Origin of the sequence: Azohydromonas caseinilytica, from assembly GCF_012927045.1 — a bacterium.
In the GTDB taxonomy this organism is placed as follows: Bacteria; Pseudomonadota; Gammaproteobacteria; order Burkholderiales; family Burkholderiaceae_C; genus Azohydromonas; species Azohydromonas caseinilytica.
On record NZ_JABBFW010000007.1, the window covers coordinates 17,678 to 31,732 of the forward strand.

The following is a 14,055-nucleotide window of genomic DNA, read 5'->3' on the forward strand; positions in this document are numbered from 1 at the left end:
GTCCGCCACGCCTGCTTTCCCCGGAGCGCCGGTACAGAATGCCGGCCCTGCGGCATCCCGCTTGCTCCTCACGGCATTTGCCTTGGCTGGGGCTGTGCCCTGTCCGTCGATCCCGGCGCCCCTGTCGAGCCCCGGGCAGGCGATGGCGCAGGCCGTGACGCAACCATGTCCAGATATCGGAGGAACGGACGGATGAACGAAGAGGCCCAGACCGTGCTCGGCGCGCTGCGCGCGGCCACCGCGGCGCAGCATGGGGCGATCGAGCGCCTGCTGCGCCTGGAGCCGGCCACGCTGGAGCGCGGCCACTACGTGCGCGTGCTCGCGGGCTTCGGCGCCTTCGTGCCGTGCTGGGAAGCGCGCGTGCGCGAGCGGCTGCCGGCACGGCTGCTGGGCTGGTTCGATGAGCGCTCGCGCTGGCCGCACCTGCGCCGCGACCTGGGCACGCTGGGCCTGGCCGCGAGCGCCGACGCGCCGGACGCCGCCTGCGCGCCGGCGCTGCCGGATCTGCCTGCGGTCTTCGGCTCGATGTACGTGCTGGAAGGCTCGGCGCTGGGCGGGCAGCTGATCGCGCGCGCGCTGCGCGAGCGCTGGGCGCTGGGCCCGGACAACGGCGCGGCCTACTTCAACGGCTGGGGCGCGCGCACCGGCGCGCTGTGGGCCGACTTCCGCCGCCGCCTGGCCCAGGAGGTGGAGGCCGGCGGAGCGGCGCAGCGCAGCGCCTGTGCCGCGGCGGTGGCGACCTTCGAGGCGCTGAACCGGACTTTCGAGCGGGTGCTGGCCGATGGACGCGTTGCCGCCTGACCTGGCCGACTGCGCCAACGAGCCCATCCGCGTGCCCGGCGGCATCCAGCCGCACGGGCGCATGCTGGTGCTCGCCGCCGACGACGGCCACCTCGTGGCGCTGAGCGAGAACTGGCCCGAGCCCCCGCCGCTGGCCGCCTGGAGCACGTGGTTGCCCGAGCGCCTGGCCGCGCTGCAGCCCGGCGAGGCGCCCGCGCCGCTGGGCACCGTGACGCTGGAGGACGGCCGGCGCCACGACCTCACCGGCCACCGGCTGGCCGAGCTGGTGGTGCTGGAGTTCGAGCCCGCCATCGGCGCGCTGGGCCTGCAGGCGCCGGTGTACGCGCTGGCGCGGCGCTTCCTGCCGCGCATGCAGGAGGCCGCCACCGTCACCGAGCTGCTGGCGCAGGCCACCGCGGAGCTCAAGCGCCTCACCGGCTTCGGGCGCTGCCTGGCCTACCGCTTCGACGACGAGGGCCACGGCGAGGTGCTGGCCGAGGCCCTGGACCCGGGCTACGACAGCTACCTCGCCCACCGCTTCCCCGCGGCCGACATCCCGGCGCAGGCGCGCGCGCTGTACCTGCTCAACCAGATCCGCCTCATCCCCGACGCGACCTACACGCCCGTGCCGCTGCGCTGCGTGGACCCGGCCTGGCATCCCCGCCGCATCGACCTGTCGTGGGCCGCGCTGCGCAGCGTCTCGCCGCTGCACCTGGAGTACATGCGCAACATGGGCACGCTGGCCTCGATGTCGGTGTCCATCGTCGTGCGCGGGCGGCTGTGGGGCCTGATCTCGCTGCACGACCACGCCCCGCGCCAGGCGCCCTTCGAGACCCGCGTGGCCTGCGAGCACCTGGGACGGCTGGTGTCGCTGCAGATCGAGGCGCGCGAGGACAACGCCGAGGTTGCCACGCGGCTGGAACTGCGCCAGCTCACGCTGGAGATCGTGTCGCACCTGGCCGAGAGCGACGCCTCGCTGCGCCAGCTCGCGCAGGACCCGGTGCTGCTGCGCCTGGCGCACGCCAGCGGCGCCGCGGTGGTGCTGGACAACGAGTGCTGGACCCTGGGCGAGTGCCCGGCGCCGGAGTGCATCCACGAGCTGACCAAGCGCATGGCGAACCACGGCCGCGAGCTGTTCCACAGCGACCGGCTGGCCGAGGTGCTGCCCGACCTCGCCGCCACCCCCGGCTGCGGCGACGCGGCGGCGGGCATGCCGCCGCTGCCCGCGGCCGGGGTGCTGGCCATCTCCATCTCGCAGGTGCACCGGCACTGGATTTTGTGGTTCCGGCCCGAGGTGGTGCAGACGGTGCAGTGGGCGGGCAACCCGCGCAAGGCGATGCCGGCGTCCGACGGGCGGCTGCATCCGCGGCGCAGCTTCGAGAGCTGGCGCGAGCAGCTGCGCGGGCGCTCGCTGCCATGGTCGCCCAGCGAGCGGGCAGCGGTGCTGGAGCTGCGCCAGGCGCTCATCGGCATCGTGCTGCGCCGCGCCGAGGAGCTGGCCGAGTTCGCCACCGAGCTCGGCCGCGTCAACAAGGAACTGGAGGCCTTCTCCTACACCGTCTCGCACGACCTGCGCGCGCCCATGCGCCACATCGCCGGCTACGTGGACCTGGTGCTCGACGGCGAAGGCCGGCAGCTGGGCGAGCGCTCGCAGCGCTACCTCGGCCACGTCAAGGAGGCCGCCGTCTACGCCGGCAGGCTGGTGGACGCGCTGCTGGACTTCTCGCGCATGGGCCGCGCCGCGCTCAAGCGCAGCGAGATCGATACGGGCCTGATGGTGGCCGAGCTGGTGCGCGAGCTCTCGCACCAGCTCGGCGAGCGCCGCGTGGAGTGGCGCATGGCGCCGGCGCTGCCCCCGCTGTGGGGCGACCCGCTGCTGATGCAGGTGGTGGTGCGCAACCTGCTGAGCAACGCGCTCAAGTACAGCCGCGGGCGCGACCCGGCCGTGATCGAGGTGCGGCCCATCGAGGCCCGCCCCGACGGCGCCGGGCTGGAGGTCCGGGACAATGGCGTCGGGTTCCAGATGAAGTACGTCGAAAAGCTGTTCGGCGTCTTCCAGCGCCTGCACCCGGCCGAGGAGTTCGAGGGCACCGGCATCGGACTGGCCAACGTGCGCCGCATCGTGGAACGCCACGGCGGCAACGTCTGGGCGCAGGGCGAGCCGGGCCGCGGCGCGACCTTCGGCTTTTTCCTACCTTCCCGAGCCCAGGAGGCTTGATGCTCAAACCCATTCTCCTCGTCGAAGACGACGCGCGAGATCTCGAACTCACGCTGGTGGCGCTGGAGCGCAGCCAGCTGGCCAACGAAGTGGTCATCGTGCGCGACGGCGCCGCGGCGCTGGACTACCTGAGCCGCGAAGGCGACTACGCCGAGCGCCCGGCCGGCAACCCGGCGGTGATCCTGCTGGACCTGAAGCTGCCCAAGGTCAACGGGCTGGAGGTGCTGCAGGCGGTGCGCGCCTCGGAGGTGCTGCGCAGCATCCCGGTGGTGATGCTGACCTCCTCGCAGGAGGAGTCCGACGTGGTGCGCAGCTACGCGCTGGGCGTCAACGCCTACGTGGTCAAGCCCGTGGAGTTCAAGCAGTTCATCACCGCCATCGCCGACCTGGGCATGTTCTGGGCGGTGCTCAACGAGCCGCCGCCGGGCTCCGTGAAGGCCTCGCGCCGGGCGGAATGAGCAGGAGACCCGTCCGATGACCGAGTTCCGCGACCGGCCGCTGCAGGTGCTGCTGCTGGAAGACTCCCGCTTCGACGCCGAGCTGATCCGCGAGGCGCTGTGCACGCACTACCCGCAGGCGCGGCTGGCCGTGGTGAGCAACGAGGCGGGCTTCGTCCAGGGCCTGCGCGCCATGCCGGCGCTGGTGCTCTCGGACTACGAGCTGCCGGGCTTCAGCGGCGCGCAGGCGCTGGAGCTGGCGCGCGCGCTGGCGCCGGGCGTGCCCTTCATCTTCGTCTCCGGCGTCATCGGCGAGGACAACGCGGTGGAGATGCTCAAGCGCGGCGCCACCGACTACGTCAGCAAGCAGCGCCTGCAGCGCCTGCCGGTGGTGGTGGAGCGCGCGCTGCGCGAGGTGGCCGAGCGCGACGGGCGCGACCGCGCCGAGCGCCAGCTGCGCGAGGCCGACGCGCTGTTCGCGCGCGTGGTGGACGCGCTGCACGACTACGCCGTGGTCGTGCTCGACACCGAGGGCCGCATCCGCAGCTGGAACCGCGGCGCGCAGGACGTGTTCGGCTTCGGGCGCGACCAGGTGCTGGGGCTGCGCGCCGACCTGCTGCACGTGCCCGAGGACCGCGACGCGCAGGTGTTCGAGGCCGGGCTGCGCCGGGCGCTGGCCGAAGGCAAGGCGGTGGACGCGCACTGGATGATGCGCATCGACGGCACCCGGCTGCGCGTGGAAGGCCTGACCATGCCGCTGCACGACGACGCGGGAGCGCACAGCGGCTTCTGCAAGCTGGTGCACGACGTGACCGAGGCCCATGTCCACGAGGCGCGGCTGCGCGTGGCCAAGGAGGAGGCCGAGCAGGCCAACCAGGCCAAGGACCGCTTCCTGGCCATGCTTTCGCACGAGCTGCGCACGCCGCTCACGCCCATCGCCTCCGCGGTCTACATGCTGGAGCAGGTGGCGCAGGTGCCGGCGCCCTACCGCAAGCTGCTGCCCATGATCCGGCGCAACGTGGCGCTGGAGGCGCGGCTGATCGAGGACCTGCTGGACCTGACCTCCATCACCGCGGGCAAGCTGGTGCTGCACCTGCAGCCGGTGGACATGCACCGGCTGGTGCAGGCCGTGGCGGAGATGCTGGCCGACGACATCCAGGCCAAGCAGCTGCGCGTGACGCTGGCGCTGGAGGCCTTGCGCAGCACCGTGCTGGCCGACGAGGCGCGCATGCAGCAGGTGCTGTGGAATGTGGTGCGCAACGCCATCAAGTTCACGCCCGAGGGCGGGCACATCGAGCTGCGCACGGCTGCCGTGGACGGCAGCTTCACCTTCACCTGCACCGACGACGGCATCGGTATCGACGCCGAGGCGCTGCCGCAGCTGTTCACGGCCTTCCGCCAGGCCGAGGGCCATGTGCCCAAGCGCTTCGGCGGGCTGGGCCTGGGCCTGGCCATCGCGCGCGGACTGGTCGGCGAGCATGGCGGCAGCATCAGCGCGGCCAGCGACGGGCTGGGCCTGGGCACCACGGTGACGATCCGCGTGCCGGTGTCGCAGCAGCCCGCGCACAGTGCCGACGGCGTGGCCCTGCCGGCGCAGGCCGGGGACGACGGCACGCGGCTGCTGCTGGTCGAGGACAACGAGGACGCGGCCGAGGCGATGCGGCTCTCGCTCGAAGGCCTGGGCTACCGCGTCACGCACGTGGGCACGCGCGCCGATGCGCTGCAGGCGGCGCAGGGCAGCCGCTTCGACGTGGTGCTGACCGACCTGGGCCTGCCCGACGGCAGCGGCATCGACGTGGGCCGCGCGCTGTGCGGTGCCTGCCCGGTGATCGCGCTCAGCGGCTACGGTGCGCCGGCCGACGTGGAGCGCTCGCAGCGCGCCGGCTTCTCAGGCCACGTGGTCAAGCCGGCCGACCCGGCCGTGGTGCACTCGCTGCTGCAGCGGGTGCTGGCACAGCGGGCGCATTGAGCCGCCCGGGTCGCGCCGGGCGGTGAGTCACTGCGGATCGGGCGCAGCGTCCAGCATCCGCTCCAGCCACTCGGGGCCCAGGGCCTTGAGCTTTTCCCAGCGTGCGTCGTTGAGCTGGATGGTGCGCAGCTTGGTGCGCTGATCGACGGCCAGGACGGGCGCCTGTCCCGGCCGGCCGCGGCGCAGTTCCAGCCCGCCCGGGTTGAGGCCGAGGATGCGCGCGGCCTCGCGCAGCGCATTGCCCATCACCAGGTGGCCCTCGTCCTCGCGCCAGGGCTGGGAGGTCATGCGCCCCAGTTGCCGGCGCGCCTCCTCGCGCAGCGCCGCCGCCTGGTCGGGCGTGATGCGGGCGCCGTAGTTCAGCAGCTGCAGCGGCATGGCCGCGATGGCGGCCTGGTGCGCCTCCTGGAGCGCCTCGTCGTGCGCCGCGGTGTCTTTTCGTGCGTAGCTGGTGGCCATAGGCCTGTGTCTCCCTGCCAGGAATTGAAGGATCGAAGGCGGCACGCTGCCGGCCTTGTGGGGCTCACGATACCGCGCCGGCCCAGGCGGGCGCCGTCGTTGCGCCTCGCGCGCCGGCGTCGGCGAAGGGTTCCAGGGTGATGTCGAGGCAGCGCGGGGATTCAGACGCCGGGCCGGCGCATCGCCTGCGCGATTTTCTTGTCGGTCTTGTACTGGCTCAGCGCATACACGGCCCAGATCGCCGCCGGCAGCCAGCCGATGAGAGTGACCTGCAGGATCAGGCAAATCACGCCGGAAATCGGCCGGCCGATGGTGAAGAACACCACGAAGGGCAGAAAAATGGCGAGCAGCAGGCGCATGGACGGGCTCCGGAGCGTGAAGGCAGCCGCCAGCAGTCAGCAAGCGCCATACCGCCGCCGCGGGTGCTCCAGGGCCCGTGATCTCACAGAGGCTTCTGGTCCGGCGGCGCGGTGATGATCTCGATGACCTTCACCGCCAGCCCGCCGCCGGGCACGAAGGCGCCGGCGATCTCGGCGCCGGCCTCGAACAGCATCTCGCGGGTCATGATGGCGTCGATCTTTTCCTTGAACCACTGGCCGTTCTCGGCCACCTCGCCGCTGATGCCGTCCACCTCGATCACGCCCAGCTTGTCCTCGGTGGTCCAGGCAAATTCGAAGGCGAATACCGGGCGGTAGTAAAGGTGGAATTTTTCCAGCGTGCGCTCGTCGCGCTGCACCTCATGGGCATTGATGACTTCGCTGGAAAGAATCTGGTCCACCTTTTGCCGCACCGTGGGAGCGCGCAATTGCGGCAGTACCGCGCCGGGCAGATTCAGCACCGCCTGCTCCCGGGCTTCGGGGCGGCCGACGTAGTTTTCGAGTATGCCCTTCTTCAATTCCCGGCCCAGGCCGTCCACGCAGGCCACGTAATCGATCTTGCGGCGGCAGAATTCGATGGCCGGCAAATCGATGACGCGGCGCTTGCCCTGCGCATTCACCGGATATTCGCGGCCATCGAGCAGCACCTTGTGCGCGTGGGGGTTGCCCACGTCCACGGCGTAAGTGATTTCCTTGGAGAAATCGACATCGCGCCCGGCGACCACGTACCAGAAAGGCTCGTAGCGCAACTCGTGCTTGGTCGGCAGGACGGTTTCGTCCTTGGGCCGGTTGAAGGGGTTGAGCCGGGCCAGCCGGCCAAAGGCATTGAGCTTGTTGCGCTTGGCCTGCTCCATGGCCGCGCCCAGGGGGAACACCGGATCGAAGACGAAGATCTTGGCGGCGTCGTCGCTCAGCCGGATCAGGTCTGGCATGGGGCCCGTTCCTTTCGGCCCACCGCTGCTCCGGACTGGGGCACACCGTGGGAGGAACAGCGGACCGCCGGCGCAGGTCAGGCGCGCCAGCCGGCTGTGCTTCGGGTGGGTCCTGTGGCGGCAGGCTGCCCCGATTGTCCGGCGCACGGGTCGCGGCGTCGATCGCGCCAGGAAATTGGTCACTTCAGGCCGTGACCATGAGAGGCAAGAAAAGGCGCACCGCCCGCTATGCAGCGCACGTTCACGCGGAGGCCACCTCCGGTGAGCGTGAGGATTTCTCCTGGCGGCGCGCGAGCCCCCCCTGAGCAATCAATACCAGTAAATCAGATGATGTTTGGTGGCCCAAGCCAATGCGAAATCCGCCGCGCCCGGTTTCAGGGTGTCCATGGCCATCCAAAGCCAAAGCAGTGCAACGCTCATGCAGCAACTCCCTTGATATTGAACTCCACGCCGCGGAAGGCGTGAGAAGAATATTAGCGCGCAGCCACGCCCATATTGAAGTTTTCAGCCTGGGTTTATTCTCCTGGGGCCAATGTCCTGGGGCATGACCCGCGGGACCATGACAAAGCTCCCGGGCCCGGGCGTCGGAACCCGGGAGGCGCCGGGGAGCCGGTTTTCGCAGAGCCGCTGGCCACCCGCGCGGACGCCGCGTGGCCAGCCCCGGGGAATGGGACATGCGTCACTCCAGGCCCGGCAGCACGGAGCCGGGCACAGCCGCCTATGCAGGCACCGTACCGCGCATGCCGCCACGGGCTTGCCGGGCTCCGCCGCCGACGCGCGGTGCGCCGCATGCCGGATGCCCGGGCAACCGGCGGGAGCTGGCTGGAATGCCGGCCGCGCTCCTGGCCGGCGGCGTCAGCCCATCCGGGCAGCCACCTCGAACAGGCGCGGATCGCGGCCGTCGAACCAGGCCTGCCAGGCCTGGGCCACGACCCGAACCTCATCGGCGCGAAGCCGCCCGAGCATGGCTTTCAGTTCCGACAAGGACTGCGCCAGCGAAGCGGCCCGCTCCCTGCTGATTTCCACCGCCTTGGTCTGCACCAGGTAGTAATGCCCGCTCCATGCGGTGTGCTGCCAGTCGAAATGCAGGTCGAAATCGATCACCACCCATTCATGCGCCGTGGCCGCGGGTGCCTTGATGCTGAACGGGATTTTCGAGAAGGCGGCGTCCATCTGGTCCACGAATTGCCGCAGAAAATAATCGCGCAGCGCCTCGCCGCCCTGCAGCCGTGTCAGCACATGCGAGGACGCCAGGCGCTCGGACATGCCCCGCAAGGCCACCGCATTGACCAGGAAGCGGGGAATGACGAAAGGGCGCCAGTCGGCCACGAATTTGTCGGGCTCCACGATTTGGGCCAATTCGCCGGGCAGGCGCGGATAGCGTGCCGCTTCGTCCTGAAGGGCCGCGCCCAACGTGCCGCTGGTGGCGGCCGCGTCCAGTTCGCTCCACAGGATGCTGCGCGCCTTGCGATGGCGCCCCAGCATGCAAAAGCGCTGCCGCTCGGCCAGGCTTTTGACGACTGCCTGCCCTTGTCCGGACGCCCACGTGCTGAAACCCGGAGCCTGGCCCAATTTTCCCGTGTAAATCAGCGTGCCGCCCACGTTCTTTATCCAACCCATTCCTTGCCTCCCGTGCCACCGGAAAACAAACAAATTCATGGCAGGGCTGCCCGGGCCATGCGTGGCAATCCACCGCCGCAACCCTTTTAAATGAGCCCCGCGCATGCCGGCACACGGGTTACCCCCCACGCTGGCACGGAGAATGAAACAACCCATGAGTGACAGTTACATGGGTAGACCAATTCATCCGCGAACGGCCTCAAGCACTATCGAAATTTACCTTTCGACAACACATTACCGTTCAATAAGGCTTGTTTTCGTCCCAGGCGAATTCAAGGGTCTCAGGCTTCAGGCCGCGATGGAGGGGCCACACTTTCCTGCTCAGGCAAGCGCGTGGCGTCGATTTCCTGAAACACTTCCTTGGCCACCAGCAGCGCGTTGACTGCCGCCGGGAAACCGGCATAGACGGCCATCTGCATGATCACTTCGATGATGTCCTGCCTGGAGCAGCCGACATTGAGCCCGCCCTGGATATGGGCGCGCAATTCCTTGGGCGAATGCCCCAGCGTGACCAGCGAGGCGATGGTGGCAATCTGGCGCTCGCGCGGCGAGAGAATGCCGCGCGCGTAGATGTCGCCGTACGGAAATTCAATGATGAAGCGGGCAAATTCCGGGGCAATATCCCCCAGGGCCCGCATCACGCCCTCGCCGATATGGCCGTGGATGCTGGACAGCGTGGCCTGCCCGCGCTCGAATCGGTCTGAATCCATGAAAATGCCGGACAAAAACCGGCATTCTAAATCCCGGGGGCTGGAGGCCCGGCGGCGGGATTCAGGCCGGATTCCAGCGCAGGCTCATGACGGTGGAGCGCTCCAGGCAATGCCAGCGGTGATAGAGCCCCGCACCCCAGGCCGCGAAATCCCCCGGCCGCCGCAGCAGCACCACCTCGGTGGTGTCCTCGGGAAAATCCGCCCGCCCGGAAAACTCGATGCGAAATGCCGAGCCTTCGCTCACCAGGATCGACACCGTACGCCCTTCGCTCACGGGCTTGGCGTCGCCGCTGTCGTGGCCGGCCGGGTGGTCAAACCACTTGGCGCACAGGCCCGACAGCGCCTGCTGCCGCGGCACGTGCAGCAACTCGCCCGGGCCGTGGCGGGTCCAGTCGCTGAAGCCGAGGAACCACCCGGTGCCGCGGGTGTCGGTGTCGTAGGCATTGCCGGTGATCAGGTCCATGCGCCGGATCATGAGGGCGGGCCGGCGCTCAGCACCGTGAGGAGCCGGCCCGCGGCGCCTCTTGCGGCGACATGTCCTGCAAGCCCAGCAGCAGCTCGGGCCGGTCCGCCGCGCCCCACTGCGGCACACGCGGCGGGGGCGGCGCCAGCTCCCAGGGAAAGCGCTCCCCGGCGCCGGGCGCGGCCGGCGCCGGGACTGGAACCAGGACGGGCGATTCCTCGGACAGCTCGACGCCAAGCCAGTCCAGCACACGCTTGTGCCACGGCGTCATGGGCGGGGCAGCAGGGGCATTCATGCGCGCTGCCTTGCAAGCGGCGTTCCGAAATTTGTGCAGCGCACAACCACGCCCCCCGTCCCGGGGCCCTGTTGCAGGCCCGGCGTCTGGACCGGGCTGCAGTGCGTCACCGCACCCGCGTGCCGCCGCAGCGGCTGGCGCCAACGGATGCCCGTGGCAGCGGTGCCGGCGCGTCCCGGCGCACGGCGAAAGCCGGCACACCCGGCAAATGCTGCGGTCGGCGCCTACAGGGCGATGCGGCGCAGGCCTACAGGGCGGGCGCCCCGGTTGCCCCACAGTGGCTGCGCCGGCATGTGCCGGGGCCGATGCCACAAGGAGCACGCCATGAACAAGGATCAAGTGAAGGGACGCATCGACGACGCCAAGGGCCGCGTCAAGGAAGCCGCGGGCGACCTCACCGGCAACCGCCAGATGCAGCAGGAAGGCCGTGCCGACCAAGTTGGCGGCACCGTGCGCAAGGGCATGGGCGACGCCAAGGAAAGCGTCAAGAAGACCATCGACAAGCTCTGAGCCGCATGACGCCTCTCGCCACGCCCCAGGCGCCGCGGCGGCCGGCCCGGCCGCCGCTGTGGGCGCACATCGAGCCGCCGGAGCCGGTGATGCCGCCTTCGCCGGCCCCGGCGCCGCTGCCGCCGGGCCCCTCGCCCATCGGCGACCCGGTCAGCCCGCCGCCGTCCACCGACCCGCCCACGCCGGCGCCCCCGCCGCCGATGCCGATGTAAACCCGCGGCGACACCCGACGCCGGCCCTCGGAGCTGGCCGCGCTTGAGGGTGGCCGACGCTACGCGTCCAGGCCCGACCAGGCCATGAAGCCCACCGCCGCCGCCATCACGGCGGTGGCCGACCAGCCCAGCGCGCGCAGGCGCGGGCTCATGGTGTGCGCGCCCATGAGGCGGCGCGACTGGCCGATGGCCATCATCGCCACCATGATCGGCACGGCGATCACGCCGTTGGCGATAGCGCTCCACACCAGCGCCGAGATCGGGTCCACCGCCAGCAGGCTGCCCGCCGTGCCCAGCACCGTGGCCGCGACGATGATCAGGTAGAAGCCGCGCGCCTCCTGGAAGCCGCGCGACAGGCCGGCCTTCCAGCCGAACACCTCGCTCACCGCGTAGGCCGCCGACCCGGCCAGCACCGGCACCGCCAGCAGCCCGGTGCCGACGATGCCCAGCGCGAACAGCCAGAAGGCGAAGTCCCCGGCCACGGGCCGCAGCGCCTGCGCCGCCTGCGCGGCGCTGTCCACCTGGGCGCCCTGCCCGTGCAGCGTCACGCCCGCGGCCACCACGATGCACAGCGCCACGGCGTTGGAAAAGCACATGCCCGCGATCGTGTCCATGCGGATGCGGCGCAGGAAGACGCGGTCGCGCGCCGGGTGCGCGTTGTGCTGGTCGCCCAGCGGCGGCCGGCGCTTGCCCTCCACCTCCTGCGCCGCCTGCCAGAAGAACAGGTAGGGGCTGATGGTGGTGCCCAGCATCGCCACCACCATGGCGGCGTAGCCGCGCGCGGACAGGTCCGGGCCCCAGGCCGTCCAGGGCAGCAGGCCCTGCGCCGCCACCTCGGCCCAGGGCACGCGCACCGCCAGCAGCACGGCGACGTAGGCGAACAGCACCAGCGTCAGCCACTTGAGCACGCGCACCGTGCGCTCGTAGGGGAACCACAGCTGCGTGGCCACGCACAGCGCGCCGAAGCCCAGCGCGTAGGGCGCGGGGTGGCCGCCGGCGAGCAGCCGCACCGCCTCGCCCATGGCGGCGATGTCGGCGGCGATGTTGAGCGTGTTGGCCCCCACCAGCAGCGCCACCAGCGTGGCGGTGAGCCAGCGCGGGCACACGCGCGCGATGTTGGCGGCCAGGCCTTCCCCCGTGACCCAGCCGATGCGCGCCGACAGCAGCTGGATGCCGATCATCAGCGGCGTGGTCAGCAGCAGCGTCCAGGCCAGCGCGAAGCGGAACTGCGCGCCGGCCTGGGAGTACGTGGCGATGCCGCTGGGATCGTCGTCGGCCGCGCCGGTGATCAGGCCCGGCCCCAGCCGCCGCACGAAGCCGCGCAGGCGCTCCAGCATCAGCGCAGCCCGGCCGGGCCCGCGCCCGCGGCGGCGCCCACCCGCGCGCGCCGCAGCAGCGCGGAAGCCGCCAGCGCGCACAGCGCCAGCGTCCACACCGTCACCGCGCCGGTGGGCCAGTCCAGCAGCGCCGACAGCGCCAGCCCCAGCCCGTAGCCGGCGGCGCCCACCGCGTAGCCGGCCAGCCAGCGCGCGCGCCCGCGCAGCGCGGTGGTGGCCAGCGCCGGGACGATCAGGCTGGAAAACACCAGGTACACGCCCACGAGCTGCACCGAGGCCGTCACCGCCAGCGCGAAGGCGGCGTAGAAGCCCAGCCGCCCCAGCCGGCGCGGCAGCCCCGCCGCCATGGCCAGCAGCAGCAGCGCCGTCACGCCGGCCAGCGCCAGCAGCTGCGGCGGCTGCACCCACAGGATCTGCCCGACCAGCAGCTCCTTGAGGTGCTCGCCGCCATGCGGATTGCCGGCCAGCAGCAGCAGCCCGGCGCAGGCCGCCAGCACGAACAGCACGCCGATGAGCGCCTCCTGCTGGCGCGGCGCGCGCCGCTCGGTCCAGGTCAGCAGCAGCGCGCCCAGCAGCGCCGCGCTGACGGCGGCAGCCTGCACCGCCCAACCGCCCTCGGGCAGCCCCAGCGCGTCGGCCGCGATCACGCCCAGGCCGGCGATCTGGGCAATGGCCAAGTCGATGAAGACGATGCCGCGCTCCAGCACCTGCACCCCCAGCGGCACGTGGGTGAGCAGCACCAGCAGCCCGGCCAGCAGCGCCGGCCCGAGGATGCCGGCGTCCAGCGCCTCCCAGTTCACCGCTTGGCACCCGCGGCGGCCAGCAGCCGCGCCAGGGTGTCGTCGAAGAGGCTGAACAGGTCGTAGGCCGCGTCGCTGCCGCCGACGGTGAAGGGCAGCTTCACCGAGGGGATGCCGGCCTGGCCGCTGAGCCAGTCGGAGGGGCGCGGGTCCTGGTAGGCGGCGTGGAGGATCATCTTCGCCGGCGTGGCCTTGAGCGCGCCCTGCACCGCCTGCAGCTGCGCCACCGAGGGCTCGACGCCGGGCTTGGGTTCCAGCACCGCCACCTCCTTCAGGCCCAGCCAGTCGTAGAGGTACGGAAAGCCCTTGTGCTGCGACACCACCGGCAGGCCCTTGAGCGGGGCGGCCTGCGCGTTCCAGCGCGCCAGCGCCTGCTGCCAGCGCTGGCTGAAGGCGCGCTCGCGCTGCGCGTAGTCGGTGGCATGGGCGGCGTCGATCTGCTGCAGCCGCGCCGACAGCGCGGTGGCCACCAGCGCGATGTTGCGCGGGTCGGTCTGGATGTGCGGGTTGCCCGCGGCATGCACGTCACCCTGGGCGCGGTCCAGCTGCGTGGGCACTTCCAGCTTGCGCACCACGGCAGCGGCCTCGAAGTAGCCCGGCTTGCCGGGCTGGATGGCGGCGTTGCCCGACTGCTGCAGCAGCAGCGGCAGCCAGCCCGCCTCCAGCTCGGCGCCGGTGCAGGCCAGCAGGTGGGCGTTGCGGGCGCGGGCGATGAGGCTGGGCTTGGCCTGGATCTGGTGCGGGTCCTGGCGCGCGCTGGTCGCGACCGCAACGTCCACCAGCGGGCCGCCGAGCTCCAGGGCCAGCGCGCCCCACTCGGGCTCGCAGGCCAGCACCTTCACGTGCGCCTGGGCTTGCGCCTGGCCCGCCAGCAGGGCCAGCGGCAGCGCTGCCAGCGAGAACAGGACATGGCGTTTCTTCATGGTCTTCATGGAA

The 14,055-nt window shown here is 71.3% G+C and carries 16 protein-coding genes; 6 read left to right on the top strand and 10 right to left on the bottom strand.

All coding sequences use genetic code 11. The features are described from left to right. The first annotated feature begins 192 nt into the window (after window positions 1–192). Genes HHL10_RS11765 through HHL10_RS11780 form a run of 4 tightly spaced genes read left to right on the top strand, consistent with a single transcriptional unit; the run spans window position 193 to window position 5,404 of the window. Complete coding sequence (locus HHL10_RS11765; protein WP_169160558.1) at window positions 193–801, top strand: biliverdin-producing heme oxygenase; 609 nt, start codon at window positions 193–195, stop codon at window positions 799–801. After that, the gene (locus tag HHL10_RS11770; protein WP_169160559.1) at window positions 782–2,998 is read left to right on the top strand and encodes an ATP-binding protein; all 2,217 of its coding nucleotides are present in this window, start codon (window positions 782–784) and stop codon (window positions 2,996–2,998) included. The genes HHL10_RS11765 and HHL10_RS11770 overlap by 20 nt, the downstream gene beginning before the upstream one ends. Beyond that, a complete protein-coding gene (locus tag HHL10_RS11775) occupies window positions 2,998–3,456 on the top strand; it encodes a response regulator (RefSeq protein WP_169160560.1) in 459 nt (152 codons plus the stop codon). Before HHL10_RS11770 ends, HHL10_RS11775 begins: the two co-directional genes overlap by 1 nt. A 16-nt stretch (window positions 3,457–3,472) precedes the next feature. Beyond that, complete coding sequence (locus tag HHL10_RS11780) at window positions 3,473–5,404, top strand: hybrid sensor histidine kinase/response regulator (RefSeq protein WP_169160561.1); 1,932 nt, start codon at window positions 3,473–3,475, stop codon at window positions 5,402–5,404. Window positions 5,405–5,431: 27 nt separating this feature from the next. On the opposite strand, the gene HHL10_RS11785 is transcribed toward HHL10_RS11780, so the two are convergent. From HHL10_RS11785 to HHL10_RS11815, 7 genes are all read right to left on the bottom strand, one after another. Then, entirely contained in the window at window positions 5,432–5,863 is a 432-nt protein-coding gene (locus HHL10_RS11785) for a hypothetical protein (RefSeq protein WP_169160562.1), read from the bottom strand. A gap of 161 nt (window positions 5,864–6,024) precedes the next feature. Continuing rightward, a complete protein-coding gene (locus HHL10_RS11790) occupies window positions 6,025–6,222 on the bottom strand; it encodes a YqaE/Pmp3 family membrane protein (RefSeq protein ID WP_169160563.1) in 198 nt (65 codons plus the stop codon). Between the two features lie 83 nt (window positions 6,223–6,305). Then, window positions 6,306–7,172, bottom strand: a complete 867-nt coding sequence (locus HHL10_RS11795; protein ID WP_169160564.1) for a hypothetical protein — start codon at window positions 7,170–7,172, stop codon at window positions 6,306–6,308. 855 nt (window positions 7,173–8,027) lie between these two features. After that, window positions 8,028–8,774: a hypothetical protein gene (locus HHL10_RS11800; RefSeq protein WP_169160565.1), complete on the bottom strand. Its 747-nt coding sequence runs from the start codon at window positions 8,772–8,774 to the stop codon at window positions 8,028–8,030. A gap of 299 nt (window positions 8,775–9,073) precedes the next feature. Then, on the bottom strand, window positions 9,074–9,502 hold the full coding sequence (locus tag HHL10_RS11805; protein WP_169160811.1) for a carboxymuconolactone decarboxylase family protein: 429 nt from the start codon (window positions 9,500–9,502) through the stop codon (window positions 9,074–9,076). A 61-nt stretch (window positions 9,503–9,563) separates the two neighbouring features. Then, on the bottom strand, window positions 9,564–9,965 hold the full coding sequence (locus HHL10_RS11810) for a hypothetical protein (RefSeq protein WP_169160566.1): 402 nt from the start codon (window positions 9,963–9,965) through the stop codon (window positions 9,564–9,566). A gap of 28 nt (window positions 9,966–9,993) precedes the next feature. Next, window positions 9,994–10,260 (bottom strand): hypothetical protein, encoded by a 267-nt coding sequence (locus HHL10_RS11815; RefSeq protein ID WP_169160567.1) that lies wholly within the window; start codon window positions 10,258–10,260, stop codon window positions 9,994–9,996. Between the two features lie 324 nt (window positions 10,261–10,584). Here HHL10_RS11815 and HHL10_RS11820 point away from each other — a divergent pair, with 324 nt between their 5' ends. Next, window positions 10,585–10,770 (top strand): CsbD family protein, encoded by a 186-nt coding sequence (locus HHL10_RS11820; protein WP_169160568.1) that lies wholly within the window; start codon window positions 10,585–10,587, stop codon window positions 10,768–10,770. A gap of 5 nt (window positions 10,771–10,775) precedes the next feature. After that, the gene (locus tag HHL10_RS31170) at window positions 10,776–10,982 is read left to right on the top strand and encodes a hypothetical protein (RefSeq protein WP_169160569.1); all 207 of its coding nucleotides are present in this window, start codon (window positions 10,776–10,778) and stop codon (window positions 10,980–10,982) included. A 59-nt stretch (window positions 10,983–11,041) separates the two neighbouring features. Here the strand turns inward: HHL10_RS31170 and HHL10_RS11830 are convergent, their stop codons facing one another. Genes HHL10_RS11830 through HHL10_RS11840 form a run of 3 tightly spaced genes read right to left on the bottom strand, consistent with a single transcriptional unit; the run spans window position 11,042 to window position 14,051 of the window. After that, on the bottom strand, window positions 11,042–12,319 hold the full coding sequence (locus HHL10_RS11830; RefSeq protein WP_169160570.1) for an NRAMP family divalent metal transporter: 1,278 nt from the start codon (window positions 12,317–12,319) through the stop codon (window positions 11,042–11,044). Next, complete coding sequence (locus HHL10_RS11835) at window positions 12,319–13,119, bottom strand: metal ABC transporter permease (protein WP_169160571.1); 801 nt, start codon at window positions 13,117–13,119, stop codon at window positions 12,319–12,321. The genes HHL10_RS11830 and HHL10_RS11835 overlap by 1 nt, the downstream gene beginning before the upstream one ends. Next, on the bottom strand, window positions 13,116–14,051 hold the full coding sequence (locus HHL10_RS11840; RefSeq protein ID WP_235971373.1) for a metal ABC transporter substrate-binding protein: 936 nt from the start codon (window positions 14,049–14,051) through the stop codon (window positions 13,116–13,118). Before HHL10_RS11840 ends, HHL10_RS11835 begins: the two co-directional genes overlap by 4 nt. Window positions 14,052–14,055: the final 4 nt, after the last annotated feature.

Coding starts and splice junctions, on each gene's coding strand:
- HHL10_RS11765 (WP_169160558.1), top strand. CDS start 193: ATGAACGAAGAGGCCCAGACCGTGCTCGGCGCGCTGCGCGCGGCCACC.
- HHL10_RS11770 (WP_169160559.1), top strand. CDS start 782: ATGGACGCGTTGCCGCCTGACCTGGCCGACTGCGCCAACGAGCCCATC.
- HHL10_RS11775 (WP_169160560.1), top strand. CDS start 2,998: ATGCTCAAACCCATTCTCCTCGTCGAAGACGACGCGCGAGATCTCGAA.
- HHL10_RS11780 (WP_169160561.1), top strand. CDS start 3,473: ATGACCGAGTTCCGCGACCGGCCGCTGCAGGTGCTGCTGCTGGAAGAC.
- HHL10_RS11785 (WP_169160562.1), bottom strand. CDS start 5,863: ATGGCCACCAGCTACGCACGAAAAGACACCGCGGCGCACGACGAGGCG.
- HHL10_RS11790 (WP_169160563.1), bottom strand. CDS start 6,222: ATGCGCCTGCTGCTCGCCATTTTTCTGCCCTTCGTGGTGTTCTTCACC.
- HHL10_RS11795 (WP_169160564.1), bottom strand. CDS start 7,172: ATGCCAGACCTGATCCGGCTGAGCGACGACGCCGCCAAGATCTTCGTC.
- HHL10_RS11805 (WP_169160811.1), bottom strand. CDS start 9,502: ATGGATTCAGACCGATTCGAGCGCGGGCAGGCCACGCTGTCCAGCATC.
- HHL10_RS11810 (WP_169160566.1), bottom strand. CDS start 9,965: ATGGACCTGATCACCGGCAATGCCTACGACACCGACACCCGCGGCACC.
- HHL10_RS11815 (WP_169160567.1), bottom strand. CDS start 10,260: ATGAATGCCCCTGCTGCCCCGCCCATGACGCCGTGGCACAAGCGTGTG.
- HHL10_RS11820 (WP_169160568.1), top strand. CDS start 10,585: ATGAACAAGGATCAAGTGAAGGGACGCATCGACGACGCCAAGGGCCGC.
- HHL10_RS31170 (WP_169160569.1), top strand. CDS start 10,776: ATGACGCCTCTCGCCACGCCCCAGGCGCCGCGGCGGCCGGCCCGGCCG.
- HHL10_RS11830 (WP_169160570.1), bottom strand. CDS start 12,319: ATGCTGGAGCGCCTGCGCGGCTTCGTGCGGCGGCTGGGGCCGGGCCTG.
- HHL10_RS11840 (WP_235971373.1), bottom strand. CDS start 14,051: ATGAAGACCATGAAGAAACGCCATGTCCTGTTCTCGCTGGCAGCGCTG.